Raw genomic sequence first — 19,825 nt, 5'->3', positions numbered from 1 at the left:
GAGCAACCCATGGGAAAACCTTTATTAACAGACGAAATGATTGAACGTGCCAATCGTGGTGAGAAAATCTCAGGACCACCTCTTCAAGATGATGAGGAAACAAAAATCCTACCAACGTCTTCACAACATTTTGGTTATTCACGTTCTAGAGACCACGGGTTTAGTCAAGATACACTTACAATCGAAGTAGAGCCAACAATTCATAAGAGTCGCCGCATTGAGAATACCAAGAGAAATGTTTTTAATTCAAAACTCAATCGCATCTTGTTTGCAGTTATCCTACTTTTGATTTTGTTAATTTTAGCGATGAAACTCTTGTAATTGAAAGGACTTGAAATGAAAATTGGAATCATTGCTGCCATGCCGGAAGAGCTCCTATATTTGACTCAGAATTTGGACAAACCTCAAGAAGTCCAAGTCTTGGGAAACACCTACTACACGGGCACTGTTGGCAAGACAGAAGTTGTTCTAGTTCAGAGTGGGATTGGGAAGGTCATGTCGGCTATGAGTGTAGCGGTGTTAGCTGACCACTTCCAAGTAGAAGCCATTATCAATACAGGATCAGCAGGTGCTCTTGCAGAAGGGATTGCTGTTGGAGATGTAGTGATTGCGGATAAATTGGTTTACCATGATGTGGATGTGACTGCTTTTGGTTATGCTTATGGTCAGATGGCTGGTCAACCCCTTTACTTTGAATCAGATCAGAAGTTTATCACTAGGATTAAAGAAAGTTTATCTCAAGTAGAACAGACTTGGCACCTAGGCTTGATTGCTACAGGGGACAGTTTTATAGCTGGGGATGATAAGATTGCTAGTATCAAGTCCCACTTTCCAGATGTTTTAGCAGTTGAAATGGAAGGGGCAGCCATTGCTCAAGCGGCTCAGGCTCTTGACCTACCTTTCCTCGTCATTCGCGCTATGAGCGACAATGCCAATCACGAAGCCTCTATCTCTTTTGATGAGTTTATCATTGAAGCTGGCCGTCGTTCTGCCCAAGTTTTACTAGCATTTTTAAAGGCCTTGAATTAAGCCAAGATTTGACAGTTTATCTAGCTTATGATAAGATTTAAATAAAGAAAAGCTAGAAAACGTTTCAGAGGATATTATGAGTATTGAAATGACCGTCAGCGAGATTGCAGAGGTCTTAGGACTATCCCGTCAGGCAATCAACAATCGTGTCAAAGAACTTCCAGAAGAGGACACGAAAAAAAATGACAAAGGTGTAACAGTAGTTACTCGAAGTGGCTTGATCAAGCTAGAAGAAATCTACAAAAAAACGATTTTTGAAGATGAACCAGTCAGTGATGATGTCAAACAACGTGAACTGATGGAAATCTTGGTTGATGAGAAAAATGCTGAAATTCTTCGTTTGTACGAGCAACTCAAGGCCAAGGATCAGCAACTGGCAGAAAAAGATGAGCAGATGCGCATCAAAGACCGCCAGATTGCAGAAAAGGACAAACAATTGGACCAACAGCAACAGTTAACTCTTCAAGCAATGAAGGATCAAGAAAGCTTGAAACTCGAGTTGGACCAAGCAAAAGAAGAAGTCCAAGCAACCAAAAAAGGCTTTTTTGCTCGTCTATTTGGAGGAAAATAAAGAAGCTGTTTGGGTTATTCACTAACCTAATGGCTTCTTTTCTTATTTATAGTTTAGTTTGGGTAGTAATTGAGGTAAATGATGGAAAAATTAAGAGACTATATCGCCTTTGACTTAGAATTCAATCAACACGAAGGGGTTACCCATTTAATTCAGGTATCAGCAGTTCGCTTTCAAGATGGTCAAGAGATAGGTGCTTTTGATTCTTATGTCCATACCAGCGTGCCTTTAAAGAGTTTTATCAATGGTTTGACAGGAATTACAGCTGAAACTTTGAAAGATGCGCCAATGGTGGAGCAAGTTTTAAAGGACTTTCAAGCATTTGTTGGCAATTCACCTATCGTTGGATACAATGCATCCAAGAGTGATTTACCTATTCTCTTGGAGCATGGCTTGGACTATCGTGACCAGTACAAGGTCGACCTATATGATGAGGCTTTTGAACGTCGTAGTTCCGACCTACACGGCATAGCAAATCTTAAATTACAAACTGTAGCTAATTTCTTAGGCTTTAAAGGTCAATCGCATAATAGTTTAGAGGATGCTCGCATGACAGCGCGTGTTTATGAAGCCTTTCTGGAGTATGACGAAGGAAAACTATTGTTAGAAGAACAAAGTAATCTATCTATGAATCCCTTTGGCGGGTTAGATTTATCTCAATTTCTAGACTAGGAGTGCCTAATGAAACCTGAAAAACCTAAAAAACTAGGTTTTAGGAAAATTTACCTCAACCTAGATAAAGTTCTCTTCCTCTTTTTCTTAATTTTCATGATGGTGGAGTATCTATGGTTACCTCTCAATTCTTGGCTTGCTGGAATTTTACTCAGCCAGACGGGCTATTTGTTTATTTCTTACAATAATATTTTTGCCATTATCACGAGTTCTCCTTTAATCAGTCTTGCCTTTCTCGTCTTGATTGTAATCAATCTTTTGGTGGCCTATTTCCAGATTTGCCTCCTCTTTATTGGGGCGCGTCACCTTCTCTACCACGAAAAGAGAACCTTGATTGAGTACAGTCGCAAAGTTTTCCAGCAAAGTTTTCTATTCATGAAACGCTTGAGCTTCTGCAAGATGGCTTTTCTATTCTTCTACGTAGCCATGCTCTTTCCTTTCATCAGGAAAATTTTAAAAATTTATTACTTAAATAAAATCGTTATTCCAGACTTTATTGTGACTTATCTGGAAGACAAGTACTGGCTAGTGGGCTTGATGATTTTTACCTCTGCTTGGATTTTGCTCTATGTGTCTGTCCGACTCATGTTTGCCCTTCCGAAGATTCTCTTTGAAAAGAGAACTGTGAGAGAAGGAGTAAAATATAGCCTACAAAAGACAAAAAAACAAGTTCTCTTTTATGCTTGGAACTTGCTACTCATTATTATTAAAACATATTTCTTTTTCTTCCTTCTCTTGACTCCCTTGCTAATAGGACAGATTGTAATTGACAATTTAACACAGAAAGAATCACTGATTCTTGGAGTTATCAACTTTGTCTTGATAAAAAACATCCACTATATGGCCTTGACCTATTTCCTTGTTAAGTTTGTTTCCTTTTTGACTGGTGAGGAACTGGAGATTATGCCAAGAAGAAAAAAAGACCATTTGATGAGATGGGGAGTTATGGGTTGCGCTAGTATCTTTTTTGCGCTGGAAGGTTATATCTATCTGGAAGCTCCTGTGACAAATACCCCTTTAGTCATTTCACATAGGGGCGTTTCAAATAAAAATGGTGTACAAAACACTGTACAGTCTTTGGAAAAAACAGCGCAACTGAAACCAGATTTGATTGAAATGGATGTACAGGAGACCAAAGATGGTCAGTTTGTGATGATGCATGACGCCAATCTTAAGAACTTAGCAGGTATAAATGCCAGACCTCAAGACTTGACTTTGGAGGAGTTGACAGGGTTAGATATTTCTGAAAATGGCTATCGAACCAAAATATCTAGTTTTGATGACTATCTCAATCGCGCGAATGAACTTCATCAAAGATTGTTGATTGAAATCAAAACCAGTAAAAAAGACAGTCCACAAATGATGGAACGTTTTCTAGAGAAGTATGGAACGATTATCAAGCAGTATGGTCATCAGATGCAATCACTAGACTATCATGTGATTGACCAAGTTTTGAAATATGATTCGACTATTCCAGCTTATTTCATCTTGCCTTATAATAGTATTTTCCCAAAAACAAAGGCAACTGGCTATACCATGGAGTATTCAACATTGGATGAATATTTTGTCACGAAACTTTGGTATACAGAACAAAAGCTTTACGTATGGACCATCAATAGCTCTGACGCACTTGATAAATCGTTGCAGTTGTCAGTGGATGGGATGATTACAGATGACACGGAGAGGCTACAGGAGACTTTAGCAGCAGCTCAGGAAGATCCAGAATACACCGATCTTCTTTTGAAAAAAGCTACGGAGTTCTTTAATTTCTAACAGAGAAAAAAAGGAGAAGTGAACCTTCCTCCTTTTTCTGTAGGTGATTAGAATGGTAATTTTCCAGCGAAAGCACCTAATTTTTTCTTAGTCGTTTCGTCGATTTGTTCTAGAGCAGCGTTGATGGCTTGAACGGTCATATCAGATAAGGTTTCTAGGTCTTCTGGATCTACAACTGCTGGGTTAAAGTCAATGCTGACCACCTTTTTGTCTCCAGTTAAAGTTGCTTGAACAAGGTCTTGAGCAGATTTTCCAACAAATTGCATAGCTGCGAGTTCTGCTTGACTTTGTTCCATTTGTTTTTGAAGTTTTTGTGCTTGGCGCATCATGTTTTGCATGTTCATCATAGTGATTTACAGTTCCCTTTTTCTATTATTTTCTTTTTTATTTTATCAATTTTAGGAGTAAAAGTCTATTGTTTGTTTTAGATAGCCAATATTAAATTTTCTGACAATTTATTGAAAAATGAGAGAAGACATGATATAATGAAACGTAAAATAAATTCAGGTCTTCTGAACCGATAGGAGTATACAATGAAAAAACTAGGTTTTGTCCTTTTATCTTCAGCCTTGCTATTGACAGCATGTGCAGTCCGTTTTGAAAAATCAACTGAGACAAATGATTCCTCTAAGGTGACAGCCCTGTCTGAAGACAAGCAAAAAATGCTTGATAAGGCTACTGCTGACTATAAGACTTTTGTACAAGAGCAAATTGATAAACTTTTGACAGATACGGAAGGCTTTGTCAAACTGTTGAAAGAAGGCAAATTAGAAGAGGCTAAGAAGGTTTATCCACTGATTCGTATGTCTTATGAGCGTTCAGAACCGATTGCAGAAAGTTTTGGTGAGTCAGATGTCAAGATTGACTTCCGTTTAGCAGACTATATGGACGAAAACAAGACAGAGGAAGGTTGGTCAGGTTTCCATCGTATCGAGCGTATTCTTTGGGAAGATAATACCACAAAAGGGACTGAAAAATACGGTGATCAATTGGTCAATGATATTAAGGAATTGAAAGCTAAGATTGCGACTGTAGATGTGGACTACAAGGTTATGTTGACTGGAGCAGTTGACTTGCTTAATGAAGTAGCGACAAGTAAGATTACTGGTGAAGAAGAAGTATGCTCTCATACAGATTTGTACGATTTCCGTGCTAATATCGAGGGTGCTGAGAAAATTTTCCAACTATTTAAACCTTTACTAGAAAAATCAGATGCTGACCTAGTCAAAGAATTGGAAGCAGATTTTAAATCTGTCAACAGTTTACTAGACAAACACATGATAGACAAAGAACACTACAAACTGTATACTGATTTGTCAAAAGAAGACACTAAAGAATTGTCCGAAGCTGTGACAAAACTTGGTGAACCTCTATCACAAATGGGTAAATTTCTGGATGGAGAATAAGCAGTATGACTGATAAAGACGAAAAGTTTTTTGATAAAAAAATGGACCGTCGAGAATTTCTAAAAAAAGCAGGGATTGGAGGGGCTGGTTTAGCGCTAGGGCTCTCTGGTGCTTCTGCTTTTTTCGCACCTAAGCTAGGAAATCAAGAAAACATCTCGTACGGGAATGAAAAAATTGCTTTTTATGGTAAACACCAAGCGGGTATTACAACCCCTATGCAGAAGAATATTTATTTTGTTGTTCTGGATTTGCATACGACAGATAAGGATAAGATTATCCAGCTGTTCAAGGATTGGACAGATTATAGTAGCAAGTTGGTAGAAGGAGAATTGGTTAAAAAAGATGGTCAGAATGCCCTCTTGCCACCTAGCGACACTGGAGAAACTGTGGGGCTAAATCCTCATCGTTTAACGCTGACTTTTGGTGTGTCTGCTAGTTTCCTGAAAAAGATGAAATTAGATCAAAAACGTCCTCAACTTTTTAAGGATTTACCTCCCTTCCCAAAAGAGCAACTACGTGAAAAATATACTGGGGGAGATATTGTTATCCAAGCCTGTGCAGATGATGAGCAAGTTGCTTTTCATGCTATTCGCAACCTTATCCGTAAAGGGAGAAATGCGGTGATTCTCCGTTGGAGCCAATCTGGATTTGCTGCTATTGGAGATCGTCTGGAGACACCCCGCAACCTTTTTGGTTTCAAGGACGGAACTGCTAATGTAACTAAAGAGAAGGATTTTGATCGTGTTGTCTGGGCTGACAGCAAGGATTGGATGGAAAATGGATCCTATATGGCCGTTCGTCGCATCCAGATGTTTCTCGATACTTGGGATCGAACCAACCTTGAAGAGCAAGAAAATACCTTTGGTCGCTACAAGGAAAGTGGGGCTCCCTTTGGTAAGAAGAATGAGTTTGATGAAGTGGATTTGAGTCTTTTACCAGATGATTCGCATGTTCGATTAGCTAAAGAGGTAGATAAGCCACTCTTACGACGATCCTATTCATACTCAGATGGCATTGATGAAAAGACTGGACAATTTGATACGGGTTTACTCTTTATCTCTTTCCAAAAGGATCCAGATCATTTTGTCAAGGTTCAAACCAACCTCGGAGCTACAGACAAGATGAATGAGTATGTAACCCACATCGGTAGTGGTCTTTTTGCCTGCTTTGGTGGAGTAGAGAAAGGAGGCTATATTGGTCAGAAATTATTGGAAGACTAGTATTTGTTTCTTGACTTTGTCTTTTCTCTTGTTAGCTATTTCTCCAGTTAGTGCGAAGGAAAGTCTGAGTTCTTATTTTGTAAAGATTACGGATGCCTCTCAGGCTATAAAAAATGGAAACCAGGCACAAGCTAAGGCCCTAGTTAGGGAAATGGCGACGGATTTTGAAACAGTAGAACATGCTGATTCAGAAGCTGGAAAGGTTGTCAAAGAGAAACTTGCTCTGTCAGGAGAGATTAATGAAGAAAATCTGACACAGATTTCATCTGCTCTTCTTGCATTTGAGAAAGAGCAAAATCCGGTAGATCTTGATGCTGAAAAAGAAAAGCTTGTTAGTCGACTAAAACCACGTTTTGAGACTTTGGATAAGGCAATTTCTTCCAAAGACATAGAGCAAATTCGAGAAGCCTATAAAAAGATGAATTCCACTTGGACTATCAATGAAAGTGTGGTTCGTGACAATAGTATGGCCCATTATGGACGTGTTGAAACAGCTATCTCCTTCTTGCGTAGTAGCATAGAAACTGAGCCTACTGATTTTAACTCCATCCAGACTTCCTTTGAGGACTTAAAAAAGGCTATTGATGATTTTGTAACTGGAAAAGAAGTCGCAGAAGCATCTTCTGATTTAAGTCTCGAAGACGGTATTGCCCTTTTGAAAAAGGCTTTGGAACAATTCCAAGCTGGTGACCAAGCATCAGGAGCAGCTAGTATGAAGGAATTCATCACTATCTGGCCAACGATTGAGGGTTCTGTTAGCACGACCAATCCTTCCCTCTATACACGAGTTGAAAGTGAAAGTCCTGTGATTATGGTCAAGGGAAGTGAGAAGGAATACCAAGAAAAATTAGAAAAACTGATTTCGGATTTATCTCAAATTGATACCAGCGCAAGTTACAATGCCTTTGATGCTATGCTCATTCTCCTGAGAGAAGGGGTAGAGGCTCTCTTAATCGTCTTGGCCTTGGTCACGACACTAAAAGCAGCCAAGATGCGCAAAGGACTCAAGTGGGTATATGGTGGTGCCCTAATAGGTATCGCTGCGAGTCTAGTGATTGCATTTATATTACAAATTGCCTTTCCTGCTGTGACATCGGGGGCTAATCGTGAAATCATCGAAGGATCTGTTGGTATTTTCGCAGTAGTGATGATGATTGTTATCGGTATTTGGCTTCATAGTAAATCTTCAGTCAAAAAATGGAATGCCTTTATGGAAGCACAGATGAAAACGGTGACCAAGACAGGTTCATTCATTTCCATGTTTGCTCTAAGTTTTCTAGCTGTTTTTCGTGAAGGGGCAGAGACCATTCTTTTTTACGTAGGAATTTTACCGAGAATATCTCGTTTTGAGTTTATCCTAGGCATTTCTCTGGCTCTATTAGTCTTGATGATTATTGCATTTCTGATGAACAAGGCGAGTCAATTTTTCCTACCTCATAAGGTCTTCTTTATCCTGACATGGATGATTTATGCTCTTGCCTTCAAGATGCTAGGTGTTAGCCTACATTCTCTGCAGCTGACCAATATGGCTCCAAATCACTTAATATCAGGTTTCCCAACTATTGATCTTTTGGGAATCTATCCAAGTTTGGAAGGCATTGGAAGTCAGCTAATCTTTTTGATAATTGTTTTGGTTGTCACATTGAGACAGGGTGAAAAGTAGATGGATACAAAAGAATTGACAATCGTTGAACATCTGGTAGAATTTAGAAAGAGGTTCATTGCTGTTATAGCCTGCTTTTCTATAGTCTTTTGTGGAGCTTTATTGTTTGCAGATCAGCTTTACTACTATCTAACTCAGTCCTTTAATCAAAAATTGATTGTATTAGGTCCAAATGATATTCTGTGGATTTATTTTCGCTTAGCGAGCCTAATGTCCTTTACTATTACTCTACCTTTTACAATTTATCAGATTTGGAGTTTTATCAAACCAGGCTTGAAAATAGAAGAAGCAAGAGCTATTTTTGCATATATTCCAGCTAGTTTTATTTGCTTTCTACTTGGACTAGCCTTTGGATTCTACTTTGTAACGCCTGCCTTACTTCAAGTGCTTTTAGGACTAGGGGAAGGATTATTTGAAACTCAATTAACAGCGCAGAACTACTTAGACTTTGTTTTTCAAACAACTATCCCTTTGGCATTCATCTTTGAATTGCCAGTCATCATAGCTTTTTTAACGTCGATCGGCATGATTGGACCAGGGCTCTTAGTTACCTATAGACGTTATGCCTACTTTATTTTATTGGTACTCGCTGTTATTTTGACACCAGCTGATTTTATTAGCGATCTAGCCATGACAATTCCTTTGATCTTCCTCTATGAGCTTAGTATTGCAATTAGCAAGAGGATAATAAAGAAAAAAATGAAAGGAGAAAAGAATGGGAATCTTACGTGATATCGGTGCTCCAGGATTGATTATCATTGTTCTAGGTGCACTCTTAATCTTTGGACCAAAACGTTTACCAGAACTGGGTGAATCAATCGGTAAAATGCTGTCTGAGTTTAAGAAGGCAGTTAAAGGACTTAGTGACCAAGATCAGGAAAAGTGATCTATTCCATCTTCATACATAAAAACAAGAAAGTTAGGAACTGTAGTTGTCTAGATAAATTTGAACAGTTTCCTAGCTTATTTTTGTATTCTAAAAAATGTGTTTAAGTTTTCTTTAAGGTTTGTGTTATATTCTAAAGAACTCTATGTTAACCGAACGTTAAATGGATAATATAGAGGATAACTTATTTTTATTTCTTAATTTGTTATAGTCTTTCCGGATTTAATAATACATTGTTCACTTTTCGGTCGAAATAGTGTGTTAATTCAACTAAATGACGCTCTATCTTTTCTTCATGATAAAGATAGATTGTGATATAATAGATAGTAATGAGTTTTTTAGAATAAACTAAAGGAGAATATAAATGATCTATGCAGGAATTTTAGCCGGAGGAACTGGCACACGCATGGGAATCAGTAATTTACCAAAACAATTCTTGGAGTTGGGTGATCGTCCTATTTTGATCCACACAATTGAAAAATTTGTTTTGGAACCAAGTATTGAAAAAATTGTGGTTGGAGTTCATGGAGATTGGGTTTCTCATGCTGAGGACTTGGTTGACAAGTATCTTTCTCTCCACAAGAATCGTATCATCATTACCAAGGGTGGTGCTGATCGCAATAGCAGTATTGAGAAGATTATAGAAGCTATTGATGCCTACCGTCCAATCACTCCAGAAGATATCGTGATTACGCATGACTCTGTTCGTCCTTTTATCACACTTCGCATGATCCAAGACAATATCAAACTCGCCCAAAATCATGATGCGGTTGACACAGTAGTAGAAGCAGTTGATACCATTGTTGAAAGTACCAGTGGTCAGTTTATCACTGATATTCCAAATCGTGCTCACCTTTATCAAGGTCAAACACCTCAAACCTTCCGCTGCAAGGATTTCATGGATTTGTATGGTTCCCTATCTGATCAAGAAAAGGAAATCCTGACGGATGCATGTAAGATTTTTGTTATAAAAGGGAAAGACGTTGCCCTAGCTAAAGGGGAATATTCAAATCTTAAAATCACAACAGTGACAGACTTGAAAATCGCGAAAAGCATGATTGAGAAAGACTAAGGCTATGATTAATCAAATTTATCAACTGACCAAACCAAAGTTTATCAATGTAAAATACCAAGAAGAGGACATTGATCAGAAGAATCATATCCTTATTCGTCCAAATTATATGGCGGTTTGTCATGCGGATCAACGTTACTATCAAGGGAAACGCGATCCAAAGATATTGGCTAAAAAGCTTCCAATGGCCATGATTCACGAGTCTTGTGGAACTGTTATTTCCGATCCAACTGGGACTTATGAAGTCGGTCAAAAGGTAGTTATGATTCCCAATCAACCTCCTATGCAGAGTGACAAGGAGTTCTACGAGAACTACATGACAGGAACCTACTTCCTATCTAGTGGTTATGATGGCTTTATGCGAGAATTTGTCTCTCTTCCAAAAGACCGAGTCGTTTCTTATAATGATATCGAAGATACAGTTGCAGCCATAACTGAGTTTGTAAGTGTTGGCATGCATGCTATGGATCGATTCCTGCATCTTGCTCATAGCAAGAGAGAGCGCATCGCTGTTATCGGAGATGGTAGTTTGGCCTTTGTGGTTGCCAATATTATCAATTACACTCTACCAGAAGCAGAGATTATCGTGATTGGTCGCCATTGGGAAAAACTGGAACTCTTCTCTTTTGCAAAAGAGTGCTACATCACGGATAATATCCCAGAGGATTTGACCTTTGATCATGGGTTTGAGTGTTGCGGTGGCGATGGTACAGGCCCAGCTATCAATGACTTGATTCGCTATATTCGTCCACAGGGAACGATTCTCATGATGGGAGTGAGTGAATACAAGGTTAATATCAATACACGAGATGCTTTGGGAAAAGGATTGTTATTAGTAGGATCATCTCGTTCAGGACGCGTCGATTTTGAGAAGGCCATTCAAATGATGGAAGTCAAAAAGTTTGCGAATCGTCTGAAGAATATCCTTTATGTTGAAGAACCAGTGAGAGAAATCAAGGACATTCACCGTGTCTTTGCTACAGACCTGAATACTGCTTTTAAAACAGTATTTAAGTGGGAAGTGTAGAAGATGGAGGTTAATTGTGGAGAAACTCATCAAAGAAAAAATTTCTTCCTTACTATCTGATGAAGAGGAAGTACTCAGTGTTGAACAGCTGGGAGGCATGACCAATCAAAACTATTTGGTTAAAACAACCAACAAACAGTATATTGTGAAATTTTTTGGTAAAGGGACTGAAAAACTCATCAATCGTCAAAATGAAAAGTACAATCTTGAACTTTTAGAGGATTTAGATTTAGATGTCAAAAATTATCTCTTTGATATTGAGTCAGGGATTAAAGTAAATGAGTACATCGAATCAGCAGTAACTCTTGATTCAACATCAATTAAGTCCAAGTTTGAAAAGATTGCACCAATTTTACAAACCATCCACGCTTCAGGGAAAGAATTAAGAGGAGAATTTGCTCCCTTTGAGGAAATCAGCAAATATGAATCCTTGATTGAGGGACCTATCCCTTATGAAAACTATGAAGCTGTAAGAAAAGATGTATTTTCACTAGAAAAGAGATTGGCTGATTTGGGTATTGATAGAAAGTCCTGTCATATTGATTTGGTACCAGAAAACTTTATCGAGTCACCACAAGGTCGTTTGTATTTGATTGACTGGGAATACTCTTCTATGAATGACCCGATGTGGGATTTGGCAGCTCTTTTCTTAGAGTCTGAATTTACAAAGCAAGAGGAAGATGATTTCCTTTCCTACTATGAAAGTGACAAAACGCCTGTATCACGTGAGAAGATTCGTATCTATAAAATCTTGCAAGATACTATCTGGAGTTTGTGGACAGTGTACAAAGAAGCTCAAGGGGCTGATTTTGGAGATTACGGTGTCAATCGTTACCAAAGAGCTGTCGAAGGTTTGACTTATTATGGAGGTTAGGATGAAGAATAAAAATGGTGTTTCCTTTGGTCTGCTCTCTGGTATCTTCTGGGGATTAGGTCTAACAATTAGTGCTTATATCTTTTCAATTTTTACAAATCTTTCACCTTTTGTGGTGGCTGCTGCTCATGATTTCTTGAGTATCTTTATCTTGTTAGCTTTTCTTTTGGTAAAAGAAAGAAAAGTTCGTCTTTCGATTTTCTTAAATATTCGAAATGTGAGTGTAATTATCGGTGCTTTACTAGCAGGACCTATTGGTATGCAGGCCAATCTTTATGCGGTTAAATATATTGGTAGTTCTCTAGCTTCATCTGTATCGGCTATTTACCCAGCAGTTTCTGTTTTACTAGCATTTTTCATTTTGAAACACAAGGTATCTAAGAATACTGTGTTTGGTATTTTGTTGATTATTGCTGGTATTATTGCCCAGACTTACAAAGTTGAGCAGGTCAATTCTTTTTATATCGGAATTCTCTGTGCATTAGTTTGTGCCATCGCCTGGGGAAGTGAAAGTGTTCTTAGTTCCTACGCCATGGAAAGTGACTTGAGTGAAATCGAAGCACTATTAATCCGCCAAGTAACCTCATTCTTGTCATACCTTGTCATTGTCCTCTTTTCTCATCATTCATTTGCAGAAGTAGCAGATGGGCAATTGCTCGGTTTGATGTTAGTCTTTGCAGCATGTAATATGATTTCTTACTTAGCTTACTATATTGCTATCAATCGTCTGCAACCAGCAAAAGCAACTGGTTTGAACGTAAGCTATGTCGTTTGGACAGTATTGTTCTCAGCAATGCTTTTAGGAACACCTCTCGATATGGTGACCATTATTACATCGCTTGTTGTCATGGCTGGTGTTTATATTATTATTAAAGAATAAAGGAGAATAGCGTGAAAGCGATTATTTTAGCAGCGGGCTTAGGAACTCGTCTACGCCCTATGACTGAAAATACCCCAAAAGCCTTGGTAAAGGTTAATCAAAAACCCTTGGTAGAATGCCAAATCGAGTTTTTGAAAGAGAGAGGAATTGATGAGATTATCATCGTTGTCGGTTACCTCAAAGAACAATTTGACTACCTAAAAGAAAAATATGGTGTCCGTTTAGTCTTTAACGACAAGTATGCTGATTACAATAACTTTTACTCACTTTACCTCGTTAAAGAAGACTTGGCAAATAGCTATGTCATTGATGCAGATAACTATCTTTTCAAAAATATGTTTAGAAACGATCTTAAACGTTCGACCTATTTCAGTGTTTATCGTGAAGACTGTGAGAATGAATGGTTCTTGGTTTATGGTGATGACTATAAAGTTCAAGACATCATCGTTGATAGCAAGGCTGGTCGTATTCTGAGCGGCGTATCATTCTGGGATGCTCCAACTGCAGAAAAGATTGTTGGTTTTATTGACAAAGCCTATGCAAGCGGCGAATTTGTTGATCTTTATTGGGACAACATGGTTAAAGATAATATCAAAGAATTAGATGTGTATGTCGAAGAATTAGAAGGCAACAGCATCTATGAAATCGATAGTGTTAAGGATTATCAAAAGCTAGAAGAAATTTTATCTTCCATTAACTAAATAACATTAGGAATTAGTAACAGAAAGACCCATTTTGGTCTTTTTTTGTTTGAAATGCACGAAAATAGAATTTAAAAAGATTGTTTGATAATGATTGAAATTAATTAAGAAAACACAATCAACAAAAAAGAAACAAAATAAAACAAAAAAGTATTGACAACGATTTCATATAGTGTTATACTTATAACGTAAAAGTTAATTGAAAGAAGGGAAACTGTTATGGGATTAGATCATTTCTTTGACAAAGACCTCGTGTTTTGCTTAGAAGCGGATAATCAAGAACAACTCTTTGATCAGGTAGCAACCCTATTGGAAGAACGAAAAATCGTGACTCCAACTTATCGTGAAGCCTTGATCACACGTGAAAAGTCATTTCCAACTGGCTTAGATATGGAATTTCTGGGAAAGGACTTGCCAAATGTAGCGATTCCTCATACAGATATTGTTCATAATCTGGCTGAGAAAGTGGTGGTTGTTCGATTAGAAAAACCAGTAACTTTTCACAATATGATTGCTCCTGATAAGGAAGTGGAAGTATCTTTACTCTTCTTTATCATTAACAATTCAAGTTCGAGTCAAACAAATATTCTGGCTCAGTTGATGGACTTTTTCACAGGGAATGGTCATCTAGAAGATTTATCAAATATTTCTGAACCAGAAGCCTTGTATGCCTATATCTCTGAAGCAACAGCTTAAATCGTACATTATAAAAAATAAAATCGGAGGAAATCCAAATGATTAAAATTCTCGCTGCCTGCGGTGCAGGTGTTAACTCAAGTCACCAAATTAAAAGTGCTCTAGAAGAAGAACTTTCAAACCGTGGTTATGATGTTCACTGCGATGCAGTTATGGTAAAAGATGTAAATGAAGACCTTATCAAAGGATATGATATCTTTACACCAATCGCTGCAACTGACCTTGGTTTTGAACCAGGAATTCCAGTAATTGAAGCTGGGCCAATCTTGTTCCGTATTCCAGCAATGAGCGCTCCAGTATTTGACAATATTGAGGCAGCTATCAAAGAACACGGACTAAGTTAATTATTATTTTGTAAGATTCCATAAAAATAAAGGGAGGAACTATTATGGATGTCATTATCGAACTAGCCAATAAGATTTTCAAGCCAGTCTTGGAAATGGGTGGTCCTATCATCATGCTGATCATCTTGACAGTATTGGCCTTACTATTTGGAGTGAAATTCTCCAAAGCGCTTGAAGGTGGTATCAAACTTGCCATCGCCCTTACTGGTATCGGTGCTATCATCGGTATGCTCAACGGAGCTTTCTCAGCATCTCTTGCGAAATTCGTTGAAAACACAGGTATTCAATTGAACATCACTGACGTTGGTTGGGCACCACTTGCTACAATCACCTGGGGATCTGCCTGGACACTTTACTTCTTGCTTGTGATGTTGATTGTCAACGTTGTGATGCTTGCAATGAAGAAAACAGACACACTTGATGTTGATATCTTTGATATCTGGCACTTGTCAATCACTGGTCTTTTGATCAAATGGTACGCAGACAACAATGGTGTTAGCCAAGGTGTTTCACTCTTCATCGCGACTGCTGCAGTTGTCCTTGTCGGTGTTTTGAAAATCATCAACTCTGACTTGATGAAACCAACTTTTGACGATCTTCTTAACGCACCAAGTTCATCACCAATGACTTCAACTCACATGAACTACATGATGAACCCAGTTATCATGGTCTTGGATAAGATCTTTGATAAAGTATTGCCAGGTCTTGATAAATACGACTTTGATGCTGCAAAATTGAACAAGAAAATCGGTTTCTGGGGATCTAAATTCTTCATCGGTTTTATCCTTGGTATCGTTATTGGTTTGATGGGAACTCCACACCCAGTTGCTGGTGTAGAAGGAGCTGATAAATGGGAACTTGTTATTAAAGGTTGGTTGAGCCTTGGTTTGACTGCCGGTGTCTGCTTGGAGCTCTTCTCACTTATCGGATCTTGGTTCATCGCAGCCGTAGAACCACTTTCACAAGGTATTACAAACGTTGCTACTAAACGTCTTCAAGGACGTAAATTCAACATCGGTCTTGACTGGCCTTTCATCGCTGGTCGTGCTGAAATCTGGGCTTGTGCCAACGTACTTGCTCCAATCATGCTAGTAGAAGCTGTGCTTCTTTCAAACGTCGGAAACGGTATCTTGCCACTTGCAGGTATCATCGCTATGGGTGTGACTCCAGCTCTCTTGGTTGTTACACGTGGTAAATTGCTCCGTATGATCATCTTCGGAACACTCTTGTTGCCACTCTTCCTTCTTTCAGGTACTCTTATCGCTCCATTTGCAACTGAACTTGCTAAGGGTGTAGGTGCCTTCCCAGAAGGTGTGAGCCAAACTCAATTGATCACTCACTCAACTCTTGAAGGACCAATCGAAAAACTATTTGGTTGGGCAATCGGTAATGCTACAACAGGTGATATCAAAGCAATCCTTGGTGCAGCAGCCTTCCTTGTATTCTATGTAGGTATCTTTGCTTGGTATAGAAAACAAATGATCAAACGTAACGAAGAATACGCAGCAAATGCTAAATAATTCGCTCCTATAAAATGTAAATTGTGAAAACTAGGTTGTTAATTTCCTACATTGGGAGTGGCAACCTAGTTTTTTATATAAAGATCTAAAAATAGTTGGAGAATATTATGGTAATTGAAATCAAATCAGATCAGTTAACGGTCCAGTTTAAAACCTTAGGTGGCGCCTTGTCGTCGATCAAGGATCGAGAAGGCATTGAGTATCTGTGGCAAGGAGATGCCACTTACTGGAGTGGACAAGCGCCAGTACTTTTTCCAATCTGCGGCTCTTTAAGGGAAGATACAGCCTTCTACAGTCATGCAGATGGTACGGAGACAAAAGGAAACATTCCTCGTCACGGTTTGGTCCGTAAAAAAGAATTTGAATTAGTTGAACAAACAGAAAACAGCGTAACTTTTACTATCGAAGACGATAAGAATACTTATCAGAACTACCCTTATCATTTCCGCCTTGAAATCACTTATCTAGTGAATGGCAAGACTGTCCGTACTCAATACAAAGTTTTCAATAGAGAAACTAATAAAGTAATGCCATTCTTTATAGGAGGACATCCAGGATTTAATTGTCCTCTGCTAGATGGCGAAACTTATGAAGATTACTATTTAGAGTTTGAGAAAGAAGAGGCTTGCTCTGTTCCCCGGCCTTTCCCAGAAACTGGCATGTTAGACTTTCAAGATAGAAGTCCATGGTTGGATTCGCAAAAGGAAGTGGATCTCAGTTATGATCTGTTTAGTGTTGATGCAGTGACTTTGGATGAGTTGCAATCCAGAACAATTGCCCTTCGTTCGAGCAAGCATGAGAAGGGATTAAAAGTACACTTCCAAGAGTTCTCAAATCTCATCATTTGGTCAACTTTGAATAAGGGACCTTTCATTGCGTTTGAACCATGGTCTGGCTTGTCAACATCTCTTGAAGAAGGAGATCATTTAGAAGATAAGAAAAACGTTCGTCTCTTGCAACCCGGTCAAGTAGAACAGATTGGCTTTGATATTCAAATCTTTTAGATTAAAAAATAAAACACAAAAACAAACATTTACTGTTGACTTTTTCCGAAAATAGGAGTATATTATGTTTGTAAACAACAAATGGTGTTTGTAACAAACAAACAATCACTTGTTATATTCTCTTTCGCAAAGAAAGATTATTTCTAGGAACTTGATTTCCTGGACTTGGATAAGGTGTTATTCATCTCATTCAATCAAATTTGTCACTAAACTGCTAGAAAGTCTTTTGTAGGTAAACTGCTAGCTATGAAAGTCTTTACTAGCCTAGAATAATAAAAAGGAGTAAACAATATGTCTATTGTTATCGGTGCAGATGCTGCAGGTTTGAGATTGAAAGAAGTTGTGAAAAACTTCTTGGAAAAAGAAAACTTCCACGTTGTGGATGTTACAGCTGAAGGTCAAGACTTTGTTGATGTGACTCTTGCTGTTGCTGCAGAAGTAAACAAAGAAGAACAAAACCTTGGTATCGTGATTGATGCTTATGGTGCTGGTCCATTCATGGTCGCAACTAAAATCAAAGGAATGGTTGCTGCAGAAGTTTCAGATGAACGTTCAGCTTATATGACTCGTGGACACAACAACTCACGTATGATCACTATGGGTGCACAACTTGTTGGTGATGAATTGGCGAAAAACATTGCTAAAGGATTTGTTAACGGTAAATACGACGGTGGTCGTCACCAGATTCGTGTCGATATGTTGAACAAAATGTGCTAATTAGATTACAGTAAGAAAGGTAAGATAAAAATGAGAATTGCAATTGGATGTGACCACATCGTAACAGATGAAAAAATGGCGGTTTCAGAATTTTTGAAATCAAAAGGACATGAAGTCATCGACTTTGGTACCTATGATCACACACGTACTCACTACCCAATCTTTGGTAAAAAAGTTGGTGAAGCCGTTACAAGCGGTCAAGCTGATCTTGGGGTATGTATCTGTGGTACTGGTGTTGGCATCAACAACGCTGTAAATAAAGTTCCAGGAGTTCGTTCTGCCTTGGTTCGTGATATGACAACAGCACTTTATGCAAAAGAACAATTGAATGCCAACGTTATTGGTTTTGGTGGTAAAATTACTGGTGAATTGCTCATGTGCGATATCATTGAAGCTTTCATCAATGCTGAATACAAACCATCAGAAGAAAACAAAAAATTGATTGCGAAAATCGAGCACGTTGAAACTCACAATGCTCATCAAGCAGATGCAAACTTCTTTACAGAATTCCTTGAAAAATGGGATCGCGGTGAATACCACGACTAAGAGGTGACGCATGATTTTAACAGTCACAATGAATCCATCCATTGATATTTCTTATCCTTTGGATGAATTAAAAATTGACACTGTCAACCGTGTGGTGGACGTGACCAAGACAGCTGGTGGTAAAGGTCTCAATGTTACACGAGTTCTTTCAGAATTTGGCGATTCTGTTGTTGCTACTGGTTTGATTGGTGGGAAACTTGGTGAGTTTTTAGTAGAGCATATCGACGATAAAGTAACGAAACGTTTCTTCTCTATCCAAGGAGAGACTCGTAACTGTATCGCTATTCTCCACGGTGAAAACCAAACAGAAATCCTTGAAAAAGGGCCTGAAGTTCTAGAACAAGAAGGGCAAGATTTCTTGGCTCATTTCGAAAATCTCCTTGACACTGTGGAACTAGTTGCTATCTCTGGTAGTCTGCCAGCAGGTCTTCCAGTTGATTACTATGCGAGCTTAGTAGAACTTGCTAATCGTACAGGAAAACCAGTTGTTTTGGATTGCTCAGGTGCAGCTCTTCAGGCGGTTCTTGAATCACCACATAAACCAACAGTAATCAAACCAAATAACGAAGAATTGTCTCAGCTTCTTGGGAAAGAAGTTTCTGAGGATTTGGATGAATTAAAAGAAGTTCTTCAAGAGCCTTTATTTGCAGGGATTGAGTGGATTATCGTGTCACTTGGTGCAAATGGTGCTTTTGCAAAACATGGTGATACTTTCTACAAGGTAGATATTCCAAGAATTCAGGTAGTCAATCCTGTCGGGTCTGGAGATTCTACTGTTGCAGGTATTTCATCAGGACTTCTTCATAAGGAATCTGATCAAGTACTTCTTATCAAGGCAAATGTCCTTGGTATGCTCAATGCTCAAGAAAAGATGACAGGTCATGTCAATATGGCTAACTATCAAGGTCTATACGACCAACTAATCGTAAAAGAGGTATAAAATGGCTTTAACAGAACAAAAACGCAAATATTTGGAAAAACTCTCTGACGAGAATGGCATTATCTCAGCTCTTGCCTTTGACCAACGTGGTGCTTTGAAACGCCTCATGGCTCAATACCAAACAGAAGAACCAACAGTTGCTCAAATGGAAGAACTCAAAGTCTTGGTAGCAGATGAATTGACAAAATACGCATCCTCTATGCTCCTTGACCCTGAGTATGGTCTTCCAGCTACTAAAGCCCTTGATCCAAATGCTGGTCTTCTCCTTGCTTATGAGAAAACTG

At 38.5% G+C, this 19,825-nt stretch carries 23 protein-coding genes and 1 pseudogene; 23 read left to right on the top strand and 1 reads right to left on the bottom strand.

Translation table 11 applies throughout. From position 1 onward, the window contains the following. The first annotated feature begins 9 nt into the window (after window positions 1-9). From macP to D8802_RS04995, 5 genes are all read left to right on the top strand, one after another. Window positions 10-321 carry a cell wall synthase accessory phosphoprotein MacP gene (gene macP / locus D8802_RS05015; protein ID WP_000517872.1) on the top strand — a complete coding sequence of 104 codons (312 nt, stop codon included), beginning with the start codon at window positions 10-12 and terminating at the stop codon, window positions 319-321. Between the two features lie 15 nt (window positions 322-336). Further along, the gene (locus D8802_RS05010) at window positions 337-1,029 is read left to right on the top strand and encodes a 5'-methylthioadenosine/adenosylhomocysteine nucleosidase (protein WP_125395019.1); all 693 of its coding nucleotides are present in this window, start codon (window positions 337-339) and stop codon (window positions 1,027-1,029) included. Window positions 1,030-1,105: 76 nt separating this feature from the next. Beyond that, window positions 1,106-1,600 carry a chromosome segregation protein RocS gene (gene rocS, locus D8802_RS05005; RefSeq protein ID WP_000021247.1) on the top strand — a complete coding sequence of 165 codons (495 nt, stop codon included), beginning with the start codon at window positions 1,106-1,108 and terminating at the stop codon, window positions 1,598-1,600. 81 nt (window positions 1,601-1,681) lie between these two features. Beyond that, window positions 1,682-2,272 carry a 3'-5' exonuclease gene (locus D8802_RS05000; RefSeq protein WP_125395018.1) on the top strand — a complete coding sequence of 197 codons (591 nt, stop codon included), beginning with the start codon at window positions 1,682-1,684 and terminating at the stop codon, window positions 2,270-2,272. Window positions 2,273-2,281: 9 nt separating this feature from the next. Continuing rightward, window positions 2,282-4,045 (top strand): glycerophosphoryl diester phosphodiesterase membrane domain-containing protein, encoded by a 1,764-nt coding sequence (locus D8802_RS04995; RefSeq protein ID WP_125395017.1) that lies wholly within the window; start codon window positions 2,282-2,284, stop codon window positions 4,043-4,045. Window positions 4,046-4,092: 47 nt separating this feature from the next. Here the strand turns inward: D8802_RS04995 and D8802_RS04990 are convergent, their stop codons facing one another. Further along, the gene (locus tag D8802_RS04990) at window positions 4,093-4,392 is read right to left on the bottom strand and encodes a YbaB/EbfC family nucleoid-associated protein (protein WP_061416779.1); all 300 of its coding nucleotides are present in this window, start codon (window positions 4,390-4,392) and stop codon (window positions 4,093-4,095) included. 186 nt (window positions 4,393-4,578) lie between these two features. On the opposite strand from D8802_RS04990, the gene efeO reads away from it, so the two are divergent. From efeO to D8802_RS04900, 18 genes and pseudogenes are all read left to right on the top strand, one after another. After that, window positions 4,579-5,451: an iron uptake system protein EfeO gene (gene efeO, locus D8802_RS04985; protein ID WP_125395016.1), complete on the top strand. Its 873-nt coding sequence runs from the start codon at window positions 4,579-4,581 to the stop codon at window positions 5,449-5,451. A 5-nt stretch (window positions 5,452-5,456) separates the two neighbouring features. Then, window positions 5,457-6,671, top strand: coding sequence for an iron uptake transporter deferrochelatase/peroxidase subunit (gene efeB, locus D8802_RS04980; protein WP_125395015.1), 1,215 nt, complete (start codon window positions 5,457-5,459; stop codon window positions 6,669-6,671). Further along, window positions 6,646-8,334, top strand: coding sequence for an FTR1 family iron permease (locus D8802_RS04975; RefSeq protein ID WP_125395014.1), 1,689 nt, complete (start codon window positions 6,646-6,648; stop codon window positions 8,332-8,334). The genes efeB and D8802_RS04975 overlap by 26 nt, the downstream gene beginning before the upstream one ends. Beyond that, window positions 8,335-9,066, top strand: coding sequence for a twin-arginine translocase subunit TatC (gene tatC, locus D8802_RS04970; RefSeq protein ID WP_125395013.1), 732 nt, complete (start codon window positions 8,335-8,337; stop codon window positions 9,064-9,066). After that, window positions 9,050-9,220 (top strand): twin-arginine translocase TatA/TatE family subunit, encoded by a 171-nt coding sequence (gene tatA, locus D8802_RS04965; protein ID WP_125395012.1) that lies wholly within the window; start codon window positions 9,050-9,052, stop codon window positions 9,218-9,220. Before tatC ends, tatA begins: the two co-directional genes overlap by 17 nt. 364 nt (window positions 9,221-9,584) lie before the next feature. Further along, complete coding sequence (locus tag D8802_RS04960; protein ID WP_125395011.1) at window positions 9,585-10,292, top strand: IspD/TarI family cytidylyltransferase; 708 nt, start codon at window positions 9,585-9,587, stop codon at window positions 10,290-10,292. Window positions 10,293-10,296: 4 nt separating this feature from the next. Next, the gene (locus D8802_RS04955; protein WP_125395010.1) at window positions 10,297-11,319 is read left to right on the top strand and encodes a ribitol-5-phosphate dehydrogenase; all 1,023 of its coding nucleotides are present in this window, start codon (window positions 10,297-10,299) and stop codon (window positions 11,317-11,319) included. 16 nt (window positions 11,320-11,335) lie between these two features. Beyond that, on the top strand, window positions 11,336-12,193 hold the full coding sequence (locus D8802_RS04950; protein WP_125395009.1) for a phosphotransferase family protein: 858 nt from the start codon (window positions 11,336-11,338) through the stop codon (window positions 12,191-12,193). A gap of 1 nt (window position 12,194) precedes the next feature. Then, window positions 12,195-13,073, top strand: coding sequence for a DMT family transporter (locus D8802_RS04945; RefSeq protein ID WP_125395008.1), 879 nt, complete (start codon window positions 12,195-12,197; stop codon window positions 13,071-13,073). 11 nt (window positions 13,074-13,084) lie between these two features. Continuing rightward, a complete protein-coding gene (locus tag D8802_RS04940) occupies window positions 13,085-13,774 on the top strand; it encodes a sugar phosphate nucleotidyltransferase (RefSeq protein WP_125395007.1) in 690 nt (229 codons plus the stop codon). 219 nt (window positions 13,775-13,993) lie between these two features. Further along, complete coding sequence (locus tag D8802_RS04935; RefSeq protein WP_185758199.1) at window positions 13,994-14,470, top strand: PTS sugar transporter subunit IIA; 477 nt, start codon at window positions 13,994-13,996, stop codon at window positions 14,468-14,470. Between the two features lie 38 nt (window positions 14,471-14,508). After that, the gene (locus tag D8802_RS04930; protein ID WP_000590551.1) at window positions 14,509-14,814 is read left to right on the top strand and encodes a PTS sugar transporter subunit IIB; all 306 of its coding nucleotides are present in this window, start codon (window positions 14,509-14,511) and stop codon (window positions 14,812-14,814) included. Window positions 14,815-14,858: 44 nt separating this feature from the next. Next, a complete protein-coding gene (locus D8802_RS04925) occupies window positions 14,859-16,334 on the top strand; it encodes a PTS galactitol transporter subunit IIC (protein ID WP_000382509.1) in 1,476 nt (491 codons plus the stop codon). Window positions 16,335-16,441: 107 nt separating this feature from the next. Next, window positions 16,442-17,338 carry an aldose 1-epimerase family protein gene (locus D8802_RS04920; protein ID WP_125395005.1) on the top strand — a complete coding sequence of 299 codons (897 nt, stop codon included), beginning with the start codon at window positions 16,442-16,444 and terminating at the stop codon, window positions 17,336-17,338. A 291-nt stretch (window positions 17,339-17,629) separates the two neighbouring features. Beyond that, window positions 17,630-18,055 carry a galactose-6-phosphate isomerase subunit LacA gene (lacA, locus tag D8802_RS04915; protein WP_084883041.1) on the top strand — a complete coding sequence of 142 codons (426 nt, stop codon included), beginning with the start codon at window positions 17,630-17,632 and terminating at the stop codon, window positions 18,053-18,055. A 30-nt stretch (window positions 18,056-18,085) separates the two neighbouring features. Then, window positions 18,086-18,601, top strand: a complete 516-nt coding sequence (lacB, locus tag D8802_RS04910) for a galactose-6-phosphate isomerase subunit LacB (RefSeq protein ID WP_125395004.1) — start codon at window positions 18,086-18,088, stop codon at window positions 18,599-18,601. Between the two features lie 10 nt (window positions 18,602-18,611). Then, entirely contained in the window at window positions 18,612-19,541 is a 930-nt protein-coding gene (locus tag D8802_RS04905; protein WP_125395003.1) for a tagatose-6-phosphate kinase, read from the top strand. 1 nt (window position 19,542) lies between these two features. Further along, window positions 19,543-19,825 (top strand): annotated as a pseudogene (locus D8802_RS04900) (tagatose-bisphosphate aldolase); the annotation flags it as partial.

Origin of the sequence: Streptococcus oralis (genome assembly GCF_003943395.1) — a bacterium.
In the GTDB taxonomy this organism is placed as follows: Bacteria; Bacillota; Bacilli; order Lactobacillales; family Streptococcaceae; genus Streptococcus; species Streptococcus oralis_BF.
This window is presented reverse-complemented; position numbering and strand designations above follow the sequence as displayed.